The sequence below is a fragment of the Alcaligenes sp. WGS1538 genome (assembly GCF_043187505.1).
Classification (GTDB): domain Bacteria; phylum Pseudomonadota; class Gammaproteobacteria; order Burkholderiales; family Burkholderiaceae_B; genus Alcaligenes.
Window position 1 is genome coordinate 1,502,163 of sequence record NZ_CP171109.1, and the last position, 14,058, is coordinate 1,516,220.

The 14,058-nt window shown below is 64.6% G+C and carries 10 protein-coding genes; 6 read left to right on the plus strand and 4 right to left on the minus strand.

What is annotated here, in order from left to right; translation table 11 throughout:
- Positions 1-43 precede the first annotated feature (43 nt).
- The 4 genes from ACF3ND_RS06970 (at position 44) to ACF3ND_RS06985 (ending at position 5,551) form a co-directional block, all read left to right on the plus strand.
- Positions 44-1,270 carry an acyl-CoA desaturase gene (locus ACF3ND_RS06970; RefSeq protein ID WP_394065349.1) on the plus strand — a complete coding sequence of 409 codons (1,227 nt, stop codon included), beginning with the start codon at positions 44-46 and terminating at the stop codon, positions 1,268-1,270.
- Entirely contained in the window at positions 1,267-3,558 is a 2,292-nt protein-coding gene (locus ACF3ND_RS06975) for a UvrD-helicase domain-containing protein (RefSeq protein ID WP_394065350.1), read from the plus strand. The genes ACF3ND_RS06970 and ACF3ND_RS06975 overlap by 4 nt, the downstream gene beginning before the upstream one ends.
- Positions 3,559-3,991: 433 nt before the next feature.
- Positions 3,992-5,182 (plus strand): sulfite oxidase, encoded by a 1,191-nt coding sequence (locus tag ACF3ND_RS06980; RefSeq protein WP_394065351.1) that lies wholly within the window; start codon positions 3,992-3,994, stop codon positions 5,180-5,182.
- Positions 5,183-5,236: 54 nt separating this feature from the next.
- Positions 5,237-5,551 (plus strand): c-type cytochrome, encoded by a 315-nt coding sequence (locus tag ACF3ND_RS06985; protein WP_394065352.1) that lies wholly within the window; start codon positions 5,237-5,239, stop codon positions 5,549-5,551.
- A gap of 225 nt (positions 5,552-5,776) precedes the next feature.
- Here the strand turns inward: ACF3ND_RS06985 and ACF3ND_RS06990 are convergent, their stop codons facing one another.
- The 4 genes from ACF3ND_RS06990 to dapD are packed head-to-tail and all read right to left on the minus strand — an operon-like array spanning position 5,777 to position 10,570.
- The gene (locus ACF3ND_RS06990) at positions 5,777-7,699 is read right to left on the minus strand and encodes an ATP-binding cassette domain-containing protein (protein ID WP_394065353.1); all 1,923 of its coding nucleotides are present in this window, start codon (positions 7,697-7,699) and stop codon (positions 5,777-5,779) included.
- Positions 7,696-8,619, minus strand: a complete 924-nt coding sequence (prmB, locus tag ACF3ND_RS06995) for a 50S ribosomal protein L3 N(5)-glutamine methyltransferase (RefSeq protein ID WP_394065354.1) — start codon at positions 8,617-8,619, stop codon at positions 7,696-7,698. Before prmB ends, ACF3ND_RS06990 begins: the two co-directional genes overlap by 4 nt.
- Entirely contained in the window at positions 8,613-9,749 is a 1,137-nt protein-coding gene (gene dapE / locus ACF3ND_RS07000; RefSeq protein ID WP_394065355.1) for a succinyl-diaminopimelate desuccinylase, read from the minus strand. The genes prmB and dapE overlap by 7 nt, the downstream gene beginning before the upstream one ends.
- Positions 9,750-9,751: 2 nt before the next feature.
- A complete protein-coding gene (gene dapD / locus ACF3ND_RS07005; protein WP_394065356.1) occupies positions 9,752-10,570 on the minus strand; it encodes a 2,3,4,5-tetrahydropyridine-2,6-dicarboxylate N-succinyltransferase in 819 nt (272 codons plus the stop codon).
- A gap of 472 nt (positions 10,571-11,042) precedes the next feature.
- Here dapD and ACF3ND_RS07010 point away from each other — a divergent pair, with 472 nt between their 5' ends.
- Positions 11,043-11,939, plus strand: a complete 897-nt coding sequence (locus tag ACF3ND_RS07010) for a hypothetical protein (RefSeq protein ID WP_394065357.1) — start codon at positions 11,043-11,045, stop codon at positions 11,937-11,939.
- Between the two features lie 289 nt (positions 11,940-12,228).
- Positions 12,229-13,995: an SLC13 family permease gene (locus ACF3ND_RS07015; protein ID WP_394065358.1), complete on the plus strand. Its 1,767-nt coding sequence runs from the start codon at positions 12,229-12,231 to the stop codon at positions 13,993-13,995.
- The last annotated feature ends 63 nt before the right edge of the window (positions 13,996-14,058 follow it).

The window sequence follows — 14,058 nt, forward strand, 5'->3', positions numbered from 1 at the left end:
CTTTTCTGGTTCCCCTTAACAAAGATCAGGTCTAAAAGGGTCTATGCAATCGTTTCTATCTTTTCTTGCCGATGGCTGGCTGCAACTGTCCTGGTGGCAGCTCACCCTCGTCATTCTCGCACTGACGCATGTCACCATTGTGTCAGTCACCGTCTTTCTGCACCGCAGTCAGGCGCACCGCGGCCTGGACCTCCATCCGGCCCTGATGCACTTCTTCCGTTTCTGGCTCTGGATGACCACCGGCATGGTCACCAAGGAATGGGTCGCAATCCACCGCAAGCACCATGCCAAGTGCGAACGCGAGGGCGATCCCCATTCGCCCGTGGTGTTCGGCCTGGGCAAGGTCTTCTTCCGCGGCGCCGAACTGTACCGCCAGGAAGCCACCAACCCCGAAACCCTCAAGCGTTTCGGCCACGGCACGCCCGACGACTGGCTCGAACGCAACCTGTACAGCAAGCACAGCATGCTGGGCATCACCATCATGCTGGGCATCGATCTGTTCCTGTTCGGCCTGCTGGGCCTGACCGTCTGGGCCATCCAGATGGCCTGGATCCCCTTCTGGGCGGCCGGCGTGGTCAACGGCCTGGGCCATGCGATCGGCTATCGCAATTTCGCCAGTCCCGACACCAGCACCAATGTGTTCCCCTGGGGCATCATCATCGGCGGCGAGGAACTGCACAACAACCACCACGCCTACGGCACCTCGGCCAAGTTCTCCAGCAAATGGTATGAATTCGACCTGGGCTGGTGCTACATCTCCGTGTTCAAGGCCCTGGGCCTGGCCAAGGTCAAGAAGGTCGCTCCCAAGCTGCGCCTGGAGCCCGCCGTGCCCTCGAGCTCTTCCGTGGACACCATCAGCCTGGCCACCCTGCAGGGCGTGATCACGCACCGCTATGAAATCCTGGCCCGCTACGCCGACATCATCAAGACCACGGCCGCCGAGGAAATCGCCCGCCTCAAGCCCCAGGTGAACCACGACAATCCCAATTGCTCGTGGTCTCTGCTGCAAAGCTGCAAGGACTGGATCGGCCGCGGCGACGACGTGCTGGCTCCCGAGCAGCGCGCCGAGCTCGAAACCGTGGCCGCCGGCAATTCCCGCCTGTCCATCCTGGTGCGCATGCAGCGTGAATTGGCCGGCATCTGGGAAAGCTCCAGCTCCTCCAGCGAGCAGCTGCTGTCCGACCTGCGCGCCTGGTGCCAGCGGGCGCAGCAAAGCGGCATCGAAAGCCTGGAGCAGTTCGCCCTGCGTCTGCGCCGCTACGCGGCATGATAGAGCGTCTCAATCCCCAGCAGCGCGCCGCCGTCACCCTGCCTTCCGGTCAACACGCCCTGGTGCTGGCCGGGGCGGGCAGCGGCAAGACCAGCGTGCTGACCTCCCGAATGGCCTGGCTCATCCAGACCGGGCAGGTCAGCCCATATGGTCTGGCAGCCGTCACCTTCACCAACAAAGCCGCGCGCGAAATGCTGACGCGGCTTACTTCTTTATTGCCCATCGATACGCGCGGCATGTGGGTGGGCACGTTCCACGGCTTGTGCAACCGGTTGCTGCGCATGCACTATCGCGATGCAGGCCTGATCCAGACCTTCCAGATCCTGGACAGCGCCGACCAACTGGCCGCCATCAAGCGCCTGGTCAAGGCCAACAATATCGACGACGAGAAGTTCCCGCCCAAGGACATCCAGCATTTCATCAACGCCTGCAAGGAAGACGGACAGCGTCCCGGCGACCTGGACGGCTTCGACCCCCACAGGCGCCGCCTGATCGACCTCTACCAGCTCTACCAGGAGCAATGCGAGCGCGAAGGCGTGGTGGATTTCGGCGAATTGCTGCTGCGCGCCTACGAACTGCTGTCGCGCAACGCCCCCATACGCGAGCATTACCAGCGTCGCTTCAAGCACATCCTGGTGGACGAATTCCAGGACACCAACGTGCTCCAGTACCGCTGGCTGCGTCTTCTGGCCGGCGATCAGGCCAGTCTGTTCGCGGTCGGAGACGACGATCAGTCCATCTATGCCTTTCGCGGGGCCAACGTGGGGAATATGGCGGATTTCGAGCGTGACTACGCGCGCGGCAACGTCATCCGCCTGGAGCAGAATTATCGTTCCTGCGGCCATATCCTGGACGCCGCCAATGCGCTCATCGAGCACAACAGCGGCCGGCTGGGCAAGAACCTCTGGACCGACAGCGGCGAAGGCGAACTCATCCGCATCTGCGAGCAGCCCTCCGACGCGCTGGAGGCGCAATGGATCGTGGACGAGGTCCGCGCCCTGATTGCCGAAGGCAAGCCGCGCCGCGAGATCGCCATCCTGTATCGCAGCAACGCGCAGTCGCGGGTCATCGAGCATCGCCTGTTCTCCCAGGGCCTGCCCTACAAGGTGTATGGCGGGCAGCGCTTCTTCGAGCGTCAGGAGATCAAGCACGTGCTGGCCTACCTGCGCCTGATGGACAACCCTGACGACGATACCGCTTTCTTGCGCGTGGTCAATTTCCCCACGCGCGGCATAGGCGCGCGTTCGGTCGAACAATTGGCGGACCTGGCGCGCGAGCGCGGCACCAGCCTGCTGCGCGCCGTGCCTTATGTGCAGGGCAGGGCGGCCGCCGGCCTGGCCCGTTTCGCGGCCCTGATCCAGGACATGGCGCATCAGGCGCAGGTCCTGTCCCTGCCCGAACTGATCGAGCACATGGTGCACGAAAGCAGCTTGCTGGCGCATTACCAGGCCGACAAGGAAGGCGCCGAGCGCCTGGAGAACTTGCAGGAACTGGTCAACGCGGCCACGGTGTTCGTGGGCGAAGAAGGCTTTGCCGAATTGCCGGCCGGCCGTGTGCCGGACGCCCCGCAGGGCGAGCAGGCCCAGGCGCCGGAAGGAGCGCCGGCCACGCTGGCGCCCATGTCCCCGCTGGGCGCCTTTCTGACGCATGCCTCGCTGGAGGCGGGCGACAACCAGGCGCAGGCCGGCCAGGATGCGATCCAGCTCATGACCATCCATGCCGCCAAGGGCCTGGAGTTCGACGCGGTCTTCATTACCGGGCTGGAAGAGGGGCTGTTTCCCCATGAGAACAGCCTGTTCGACGCGGGCGGCCTGGAAGAGGAGCGCCGCCTGATGTACGTGGCCATCACCCGCGCGCGCCAGCGCCTTTACGTAACGCTGGCGCAGAGTCGCATGCTGCACGGTCAGACCCGCTACGCCCTGCGCTCGCGTTTCCTGGACGAGCTGCCCGATGACCACGTCAAGTGGCTCTCGGCCCGTTACGCCAGCGCGCCGGCCCAGCCGGCGGAGCCCTCGTTCGGCGGCGCTTTCCGGCGCGGCCAGACCTGGAAGGCCACGGGCTCGGGCAGCAGCGCCACGCCCTATGGCGGGCGCAGCCAGACCAGCGTGCTGGAGGTCAATGGGCAGTCCTTCCGGATCGGGCAAGGCGTGCGCCATGCCCGTTTCGGCGAAGGCACCATTGTCAGCCTGACGGGGCGCGGCGATGACGCCCAGGCGCAGATCCACTTCCGCGAGGTGGGCAGCAAGACGCTGGCGCTGGCCATCGCCAAGCTCGAAACCGTCAGCTAGGCAGGCAGCGCAGTCTGCACCATGCGCCAGAGAGCCCCCGGATCTTTCCGGGGGCTTTTTCATGGTCCTTATGTACCGGCGTGCAATGCAATCCTTGAACAGCCGTTGCCGACCGGCTTCGAGCAGAGACATGACGACAGGCATGCGGGCGCTGGACACCGTTCCAGCATGATGCATTGCGCTCGATTCAAGCAGCGCATCCGTCCCTGTTTGTCCTGTGCATGAATGCCTATGGATCCAGCCAGGCCCTGAATTCATGGGGCTGTCGAGCCAGGCAGGGCAGAAATACAGCTCAAGCTGGACCGTTATGTACTAGGGTTATAAATTCTGGTTATAAGCTTATTGCCTCCATAAAATCGAAGCCTAAATTAAATGCATACATGCAAAACACATGGAGGCGAGAATGGAACCCAGCAATCTTTCACGGCGACGCATGCTTCTGTCCACGGGGGGAGTGGTGGCGCTGGCCGGCGTCGGCGGCTTGACGCCGCTGTCCCAGGCCCTGGCGCAGGAAAAGGCGAAATCCGAAGCCAAGGCCCTGCCGGCCTATGCGTCCTGGAAGCATGCCGACAGCCTGATCGTGCACAGCGCCAACACCATCGAAACCAAGCGCAGCGCCTTTGGTTCGGGCCTGATCACCCCGCTCGATCGCCTGTTCGTGCGCAACAACGTGGCACCTCCTTCGGAAAAGATCGTGGCCGATCCGGATGCCTGGGTCGTGTCGATCAAAGGCGTCAAGCAGCCCAAGGACCTGACGGTGGCCGACCTCAAGCGTCTGGGACTGGTGGCCGTGCCCATGGTGCTGCAATGCTCGGGCAATGGCCGGGCCTATTTCCCCGAGAAGCCCAGCGGCACCAAATGGACGGTGGGCGCCGCCGGCTGCGTGGTGTTTTCCGGCGTGCCCATCAAGGCCGTCCTGGAAGCGACGGGCGGCATGGAGCCGGGCGCCAAGTACATGACGGGCACGGGCGGCGAGGAAATCCCGCAGGGTCTGGATCCCAATACCGTCATGGTGGAGCGCTCGATTCCGGTCGAAGCCATCGACGATGCCATCCTGGCCTGGGAAATCAACGGCGAGCCCATTCCGCTGGCCCATGGAGGACCGCTGCGGCTGGTCGTGCCCGGCTATACCGGCGTGAACAATGTCAAATACATCAAGCAGTTGGCCTTCGGCAAGGAGCAGTCGGCCGCCAGTATCCAGCAGAACAGCTACCGCATGACGCCGCTGGGCGAGAAGACCAACGTCAACCAGGAATCAGTCTGGGAGATGCCCGTCAAGTCCTTTGTGACCAGCCCCACGGGCGAGCCGGGCGAGGAGATCAAGGCCGGCATGGTGCAGATCCAGGGACTGGCGTTTGGCGGCATGTCGGCCGCCAAGGAAGTCGAGGTGTCGGTGGACGGCGGCAAGACCTGGAAGAAAGCCGCTTTCGTCGGCCCTGACCTGGGCAAGTACGCCTGGCGCCAGTTCGTGGTGGGGATGGACTTGAAGCCCGGCAAGTACGAGATCGCCAGCCGCGCCACCAGCCAGGCCGGCACCGTGCAGCCCGAGGAACGCGCAGCCAACAGCCACGGCTACCTCAACAACAGCTGGCGCGACCATATGCTGGCTGTCACCGTAATCTGAGCATGGAATGTTGAATCCGCCCCGGCGCGCCGGGGCGGTTGTGAATGGATGATCATGAAGAAATACCTTGTAGCAGCAGTATGGATGCTGGCGGCAGCCGGCCAGGCCCAGGCCGACGACAATACCCAGGGCAAGGAATTGTTCCTGACCGGAGCCAAGCCGATAGCCTGCGCGGTCTGCCACACCCTGGATGACGCGGGGTCGGCCGGAGCCATCGGCCCCAACCTGGACGAACTCAAGCCCTCGCGCGAGCAGATCCTGAAGGTCATGCAGGAAGGCATGGGCGCCATGCCCTCGTTTGCCCAGACGCTCAGCGATGAGGAACGCCAGGCCGTGGCCGGGTATGTCAACTCGGTGGCCGGGCAGTAATCCTATTGCCGGTCAGGCGCCAGGCTCCCCTTCGGGGGAGTTTTTTTATGGCTTTCTTCGAGCGCAAGCAGCTTACTTTAATGGGTTTGTTGCTTTTTTTGCTTATGGCTCACCGAGGTGCGTCGCACGCAGATCAGCGGCGAAAAGGCGGCCTGCGGCATCATCCGTGATGCTGCCACGGCCTCTTTTGCCCCGTCGAGGCCGTGCGCGCGTCCCAGCGCGGCTTCATTCCTGCCGGTTGATGTCCTCGATGGCTTCCTGCAGTTCCAGCCATTCTTCTTCCAGCGCGTCGCGCTCCTTGCTGCGCTCGCCATGTTCGGCCATCAGCGCGGGGCGCTGGTCCTTGTAGGCGTCGGAATAGAAGTCCGGGTCCTGCATCAGGGCATCGAGTTCCTGCAGGCGCGCGGCGGCCTGGTCCATGGCGGCTTCCACTTTCTTCAGCCTGGCCTCCAGCGGCTTGCGCTGCTGGGCCTGGCGCTGGCGCAGTTCCGCCTCCTGGCGGCGCTGGGCCTTGCGGTCCACGACCTCGTTTCCGTCGGCCCGCGTTTCCTGCCGGGCGTCGGAGCGGGCCTGGGCGCTGCGCGCCAGCAGCCAGTCCCGGTAGTCTTCCAGGTCGCCGTCGAATTCCTGCAGCCCGCCGTCGGCCACGATCCAGAACGAATCCACAGTGGAGCGCAGCAGGTGGCGGTCGTGAGAGACCAGCAGCACGCTGCCGCCGTAGTCGGCCAGGGCGTCGGCCAAGGCTTCCCGGGTGTCCACGTCCAGGTGGTTGGTGGGTTCGTCCAGCAGGAGCAGGTTGGGCTTCTGCCAGACGATCAGGGCCAGGGCCAGGCGGGCCTTTTCACCGCCCGAGAACGGCGCGGTGGGACTGGCGGCCATGTCGCCGCTGAACCCGAACGAGCCCAGGTAGTTGCGCAGTTCCTGCTCGCGCGTGTCCGGGGCCAGGCGCGCCAGGTGCTGCAGGGGCGAGGATTCGGGGTCGATGGAATCGAGCTGGTGCTGGGCGAAGTAGCCGATGACCAGGCCCTTGGATTCGAGCCGTTCGCCGCTCAGCGGCGCCAGCTTGCCGGCCAGGGTCTTGACCAGCGTGGACTTGCCCGCGCCATTCATGCCCAGCACGCCCACGCGCGCGCCGCCGCGCACCATCAGGCGCACGCCCCTCAGGATGGGAGCCGGGCGGTCCGGGTAGCCCAGGTCGGCCTGCTCCAGCGTCAGCAGCGGATCGGGCGTGTACTCGGGCGAGGGCAGGCGTATGGATACGCCGGACTCCACGCGCAGCGGCGCCAGGGTCTGCATGCGCGCCAGCGCCTTCACGCGGCTTTGCGCCTGCTTGGCCTTGGTGGCCTGGGCCTTGAAACGGTCGATGAAGCTTTGCAGGCGGGCGGCCTCGCGCGTCTGGCGCTCGTAGGCGATCTGGCTTTGCTGCACGCGTTCGGCACGCTGCGCCAGAAAGTCGTTGTAGCCGCCCTTGTAGCGGACCAGCTTGCCATGGTCCAGGTGCAGGATGGAGCGGGCCACCGCGTCCAGGAATTCGGTGTCGTGCGAAATGAGCAGCACGGTGCCCGGATAGGAGGCCAGCCAGCGTTCCAGCCAGAGCATGGCGTCCAGGTCCAGGTGGTTGGTGGGTTCGTCCAGCAGAAGCAGGTCGGACGGCGCCATCAGGGCGCGCGCCAGAGACAGGCGCATCTGCCAGCCGCCGGAGAACTCGCGCACCGGCAGCATCCACTGGTCGGGGCGAAAGCCCAGGCCGGCCAGCAACTGTTCGGCGCGCGACGGCGCGGACCAGGCGTCGGCCTCCACCAGGGCGTTTTCCAGCTCGGCGATGCGCTGGCCGTCCGAGTCGGGCGTATCGGCGCGCGCCTGCTGCAAGGCGCGCAGGCGCACGTCGCCGTCGATGACGAATTCGCGCGCCGCACGGTTGCGGTCCGGAATGGTCTGGCGCACGCTGGCGACTTCCCAGGCCTCGGGGATGCTCAGGTCGCCCGCGTCCAGGTCCAGCTCGCCTTGCAGCAGGGCGAACAGCGAGGACTTGCCCGCGCCGTTCTTGCCCACGATGCCCAGGCGCTCGCCGGGATTGACGATGAATTCGGTGTCTTCCAGCAGCACCTTGACGCCGCGCCGCAGCGTGATTCCAGTTGCGCGTATCACGGAGCCAGTTGCTCCCGGGTCAGCAGCAGGATCTGGTCCTCGGCGGTTTCGGTGCTGAGCCACACCGGATCCAGTTCGGGGAAGGCGGCCAGGAAGTTGTCGTATTCATGGCCTATTTCCAGCACCAGGACGCCGTTGGGCGCCAGGAAGTCGGGGGCGGCATCCAGGATGCGGCGCACCAGGTCCATGCCGTCTTCGCCGCCGGCCAACGCCAGCCGGGGCTCGTGCACGTATTCTGCGGGCAGCGCCTGCATGGACGATTCGTTGACGTAGGGCGGATTGCAGATGATCAGGTCGTAGGCCGCGTCGGGCAGTTGGTCCAGCAGGTCGCTCTTGTGCAGCGTCACCCGTTCGCTCAGGCCGAAGTCGTCGATGTTGGACTGGGCCACGGCCAGGGCGGCGTCGGACAGATCCACCGCGTCCACCTGGGCCTGGGGAAAGGCCAGCGCGGTCAGGATGGCCAGGCAGCCGGTGCCCGTGCACAGATCCAGCGCGCTGTAGACGGCGTCCGGGTCGGCGATCCAGGGTTGGAGCTGCTCGGACAGCAGCTCGGCGATGGGCGAGCGCGGCACGATGGTGTCGGGCGTCACGCGGAAACGGTGGCCCTGCAGCCAGGCTTCGCCGGTCAGGTAGGCGGCCGGCAGGCGCTCGTTGCAGCGGCGGGCGATCAGCGCCAGGAATTGTTCGCGCTCGCTGCGCAGCACGCGGGCGTCCAGGTAAGGATCCAGCGTGTCCAGCGGCAGGTGCAAGGTGTGCAGCAGCAGGTAGGCGGCCTCGTCCCAGGCATTGTCGCTGCCGTGCCCGAAGGCCACGCCGCAGCGGTTCATCTGGCTGACCGACCAGCGCAGCAGGTCGCGCACGGTCTGCAGTTCCTGCTGGGCGTCCAGCAGGGCGGAGGTTTCGATGGAGGGGCTTAGCAAAGCAGGGTTTCCAATGTGCGGCGGTAGATGTTCTTCAAGGGTTGAAGGTCGGCCACGGCCACGTGTTCGTTGATCTGGTGGATGCTGGCGTTCAGCGGGCCGAACTCCACGACCTGGGGGCAGATTTTAGCGATAAAACGCCCGTCCGAGGTGCCTCCCGTGGTCGAAAGCTCCGCCTGCACGCCGGTTTCCGCTGCAATGGCCTGGCTCAGGGCCTGGCTGAGCGCGCCCGATTCGGTCAGGAAAGGTTCGCCGCCCAGCGTCCAGTCCAGTGTGAACTCCAGGCCGTGGCGGCGCAGGATGGACTCTACCTCGGCCTGCAGGCCTGCCGGCGTCTGCTCGGTCGAGAAACGGAAATTGAAGTGGACGTCCAGCTGGCCGGGAATGACGTTGCTGGCCCCCGTGCCGGCATGGATGTTCGAGATCTGGAAAGTGGTCGGCGGGAAGTCCATATTGCCGGCGTCCCACATGCGTTCGACCAGCTCGGTCAGGGCGCCGGCGGCCAGGTGCACGGGGTTGCGCGCCAGTTGCGGGTAGGCCACATGGCCTTGGCGGCCATGTACGATCAGGTGGCCGGACAGGGAGCCGCGCCGCCCGTTCTTGATGATGTCGCCCAGCTGGCGCGCGCTGGTGGGCTCGCCCACCACGCAGTAGTCGGGCAGTTCGCCGCGTTCCTTGAGCACCCGGCAGACATGCACCGTGCCGTCGATGGCCGGGCCTTCCTCGTCGGAGGTCAGCAGCAGGGCGATGGAGCCGGCATGTTCAGGATTGGCCTGGATGAATTCCTCGGCCGCGTGCACGAAGGCGGCGATGGAGGCCTTCATGTCCGCTGCGCCCCGGCCGTAGAGCTGGCCGTCGCGGATGACGGGCTCGAAGGGAGGCGAATCCCAGGCCTGCTCGGGGCCTGGCGGCACGACGTCCGTATGTCCGGCAAAGACGAACAGCGGCGCCTGGGTGCCCTTGCGGGCCCACAGGTTGCGCACCGGGCCGCTGGGCAGGGACTCCAGCGTGAAGCCCGCGCGGGCCAGGCGCTCGCCCAGCCATTGCTGGCAGTCGGCGTCGTCCGGCGTGACCGAAGGACGGGCGATGAGGTCTTGAAGCGTATTCAGTACAGGGTTGTCGGAGCTCATGTTCAGGCGCGAAGCAAATCGTTGATGCTGGTCTTGGCGCGGGTGCGGGCGTCCACGCGTTTGACGATGATGGCGCAGGCCAGGCTGTAGCGCCCGTCCTCGGAAGGCAGGGAGCCGGGCACCACGACCGAGCCGGCGGGCACGCGGCCCTGGTAGATCTTGCCGGTCTCGCGTTCGTAGATCTTGGTGCTCTGCGACAGGAACACCCCCATGGCCAGCACGGAGTTCTCCTCCACGATGACGCCTTCCACGACTTCGGAGCGCGCGCCGATGAAGCAGTTGTCCTCGATGATGGTGGGGCTGGCCTGCAGGGGTTCCAGCACCCCGCCTATGCCTACGCCGCCGGACAGGTGCACGTGCTTGCCTATCTGTGCGCAGGAACCCACCGTGGCCCAGGTGTCCACCATGGTGCCTTCGCCTACATAGGCGCCGATGTTCACGAAGGAAGGCATCAGCACCACATCGGGAGCGACGTAGGCGCCCTGGCGCACGACGGCGCCGGGCACCGCCCGAAAGCCCGCTTGCGCAAAGGCCGCCTGGTCGTACCGCTCGAATTTCAACGGCACCTTGTCGTAGAAGGGGGCGGGTTCGGCGCCCATGACCCGGTTGTCGTTCAGGCGGAAGGACAGCAGGATGGCCTTCTTGATCCAGTCATGCACGATCCAGTTTCCGTCGATTTTTTCCGCCACGCGCAGGGAGCCGTAATCCAGTTTCTCGATGACAGTATGGATGGCGTTGCGCAGTTCCGGGTTGTGCCGGGATGGGGAAATGGAGGCGCGGTGTTCCCACGCATCGTCGATCAGATGTTGGAGATCGCTCATGGTCTAGGCTCTGCGTCGAGTCAGGCCGCCGGCGGCGGAAAGAAGCCGCGCTGGGCGCGGACTTGCCGCCGATACGGCCGAGGTTTAGGTCGAGCCAACAGGATAACCGAGTCCGGCGCGTCCTCGCCATGATTTTATGCTGCGCTGCAAAACGGATGCGACGCTGGAAGCGGCCCTGGTCCGTGATGCGGAGACTGCGGCGGCAAGGCCGGAATTCTTCACAATTTTCCATTTCTTATTACAGGCATTTGTTCAAGGATGCCCGGGGCTGTGCCTAGAATGAATCAATAATCGAATGCGATGCCGCTGGCTTCAGGCCGCAGTGAAGAGATTCTTTTTTGACACTATGAGGAGGCGCCATGAGATCGATACTGCTATGGTTGTTGGGTGTTCCTATTCCAATCATTATCTTGTTGGCCTTGTTCTGGCATTGAATCGCCGGGCGTCGACATCTTTTTGAAAAGGAAAGACCATGCCTGATACGCAAATTGCACCTGGTTCGGAACACGCCCCGCGCTGGACGATGGAATCGTCCCGTTCCGCGGTTTCCTGGGGAGCCGTCATTGCAGGCGCTGTCATCAGCGCGGCCCTGACCGGCGCCTTGTTCATCGGCGGCACGGGATTGGGTTTTCTGGCCGTGTCGCCTTGGAGCGGCGACGGCGCGTCCGGCTCGGCGCTGGCCATCGGCACCATAGTCTGGATGTTCGCCACCCATGTCATTGCCTATGGCATTGCCGGGTATGTGACGGGCCGCTTGCGCACCAACTGGATCGACGTGCCCAATGACGAGATCTACTTCCGCGATACCGCCCATGGTTTCCTGGTATGGGCGGTCAGCGCCGTCGTCGCCTTGTTCATGCTGGGCTCCACGGCCGCGTCCATCGCTTCGGGAACGGCCAAGGCGGGGGCGAGTCTGGCGGGCGCGGGTCTGGGGGCCGCCTCGGCCGTGGTGGCCGACGCCGGCAGCGACCAGGCGCAAGGACTGAACCTGGATTATTTCACCGACGTATTGCTCAGGCCGGCCGATCCGGCGGCCCGCAGCGGCGATCCGGATAAGGAAGTGGGCCGTATCCTGGCGCGCAGCCTGCAGGAAGGCGACGTCTCCCCGCAGGACAGCGATTATCTGCTGCGGCTGGTGGCCGATCGCGCGGGCGTGCCGCCCGAACAGGCCCAGGAGCGCCTGGACGCGGTTCAGCAGCAGGCGCGGCAGGCCGCGCAGAAGCTGGAGCAGCAAGCTCGAGAAGCTGCGGATGCCGCTCGCAAGGCGGCTGCCGCCTTCGCCCTTTGGGGGTTCGCTTCCTTGCTGCTGGGAGCGTTCGTGGCCAGCCTGGCCGCCACCATAGGCGGCCGGGCCCGGACTCGCTGGTAACCCCGCATCCTGGAAAACCGCCGTTTCGACGGCGGTTTTTTTCGTCTCGCGAGCGGGTTTTCCTGGTTTTTCCGTATGGGCACTGCTTTCATTGCAGCCTCTGAAATCAAGGGCAATTCCATCGGCGCGCCGCATATTTTCAATTCGCGGCAGGTGTGTATAATTTTTTTTTGCTTCCAGAATGTTCTGCAAGGGCTTTGCATCGCGTCCTGGATTCCATATCCATGGGTATCGCGCCCTGTCTTTCCATTGGATGCTTCAATAATAAAAAAGCGGGGGACATGACAGCATGACGGCAGAAATCGCGGTGGTCCTGTGCACGGCCCTGGTGGCGATTGTCCTGTTTGCGACCGAGAAGCTCAGAATCGACGCGGTGGCCTTGCTGGTGCTGAGCAGCCTGGCTGTGCTGGGCCTGGTCACGCCAGGGCAGGCTCTGGCTGGATTCAGCAATCCGGCCACGATCACGGTGGCGGCCATGTTCGTGCTGGCGGCGGGCCTGCAGAACAGCGGCGCGCTGTCGGGGATAGGCCGCTTGCTGGGCAGGGCCCGCTCGCCGCTGCAATTTCTGCTCATTCTGTTCCTGGTGCTGTCTATCATTTCGCCTTTCGTGAACAATACCGCCGTCGTCGCCGTATTCATGCCTATCGTGATGACGGCCACCGCCAACATAGGCATGTCGCCTTCCAAGGCCTTGATCCCTTTGTCCTATGTATCGCAGATGGCGGGCGTGTGTACTTTGGTCGGCACCTCCACCAATCTGCTGGTCAATGCGATCGCGCGCGACCTGGGACATCCCGGCTTCGGCATGTTCGAGTTCACGGCGCTGGGCGTCATCTGCCTGGCGGCCGGCTGCCTGTATCTGCTGACCGTCGGCCGCTGGCTGCTGCCGGACACCCGCGGTACGGAGCTGGTCGAACATTACGAGCTGGGCAAGTACATCACGGAACTGCGCGTCATGCCAGATTCGTCCCTGATCGGGGCCTCCGTGGGAGAAGCCAAGCTGGGCGAGCAGTACGGCGTCTTCGTGCTGGAACTGTTGCGCGGCGAAGACAAAGTCTGGGCGCCGCGCGAACAGGAGCTGCTGGAAGGCGATGTGCTGCTGGCGCGGGGCGACTGGACCAAACTGGACGAACTGCGCAAACAGGCGGGCCTGGAAGTGGATCCGCAGTTCAAGCTGCAGCAACGCTCCTTCGAGGATGTGGACCAGGTGCTGACCGAAGTGATGATCGCGCCGCGCTCGCGCATCAGTGGCAGCACGCTGGGCACTCTGGATCCCCGCTGGCATCACCAGGCGACAGTGCTGGGCATTCACAGGCGCGGTCAGGTGCTGCGTGAGAAACTGCGCGATGTGCGCTTGCGGGTGGGCGACATTCTCCTGATGCTGACGCCGGCTTCGGAGAAGGCCGCCTTGCGCTCGGACACCAATGTCATCGTGCTGTCCGAGCGCGAGGCGGAGAAGCCCATGGGCTGGCGGGCGCCGTTCGCGCTGTTCACCATGGCGCTGGTCATCGCCGTGTCGGCCTTGGGCTGGGTGCCCATCGCCATCGCTTCGCTGGCCGGCGCCGTAGCCATGACCCTGGCGGGCTGCCTGAGTGCCGACGAAGTCTATGACGCCATAGACTGGCGCATCATCATCCTGCTGGCGGGCCTGCTGCCGCTGGGAGTGGCCATGAGCGAGACGGGCGCGGCGCAGTTCCTGGTCGAGAACTCCATCGGTCTGGTCCGTTCCTCCGGCCCGCTGGTGGTGTTGGCGGTGCTCTACCTGATGGCCTTGCTGCTGACCGAATTCATGAGCAATGCGGCGACAGCGGTGCTGCTGACCCCCATCGGCATGTCCACCGCCCGGATGCTGGAAGTGGATGCCACGCCATTTCTGATCGCGGTCACTTTTGCGGCCTCCACCAGTTTTGCCACCCCGGTGGGCTACCAGACCAACACCATGGTGTATGGGGCGGGAGGGTATCGCTTTGTCGACTTCATCAAGGTCGGCTTGCCCTTGAACCTGATCTTCTGGGTGCTGGGCGTGATATTCATTCCCATCTTCTGGCCGTTCTGAGTGCACGTCTTCGCGCCAGGCTTGCGGTTCATGTCGAGCTCGAGTTCGGGCAAGGACGACCGC

Coding starts and splice junctions, on each gene's coding strand:
- ACF3ND_RS06970 (WP_394065349.1), top strand. CDS start 44: ATGCAATCGTTTCTATCTTTTCTTGCCGATGGCTGGCTGCAACTGTCC.
- ACF3ND_RS06975 (WP_394065350.1), top strand. CDS start 1,267: ATGATAGAGCGTCTCAATCCCCAGCAGCGCGCCGCCGTCACCCTGCCT.
- ACF3ND_RS06980 (WP_394065351.1), top strand. CDS start 3,992: ATGCTTCTGTCCACGGGGGGAGTGGTGGCGCTGGCCGGCGTCGGCGGC.
- ACF3ND_RS06985 (WP_394065352.1), top strand. CDS start 5,237: ATGAAGAAATACCTTGTAGCAGCAGTATGGATGCTGGCGGCAGCCGGC.
- dapE (WP_394065355.1), bottom strand. CDS start 9,749: ATGAGCTCCGACAACCCTGTACTGAATACGCTTCAAGACCTCATCGCC.
- dapD (WP_394065356.1), bottom strand. CDS start 10,570: ATGAGCGATCTCCAACATCTGATCGACGATGCGTGGGAACACCGCGCC.
- ACF3ND_RS07010 (WP_394065357.1), top strand. CDS start 11,043: ATGCCTGATACGCAAATTGCACCTGGTTCGGAACACGCCCCGCGCTGG.
- ACF3ND_RS07015 (WP_394065358.1), top strand. CDS start 12,229: ATGACGGCAGAAATCGCGGTGGTCCTGTGCACGGCCCTGGTGGCGATT.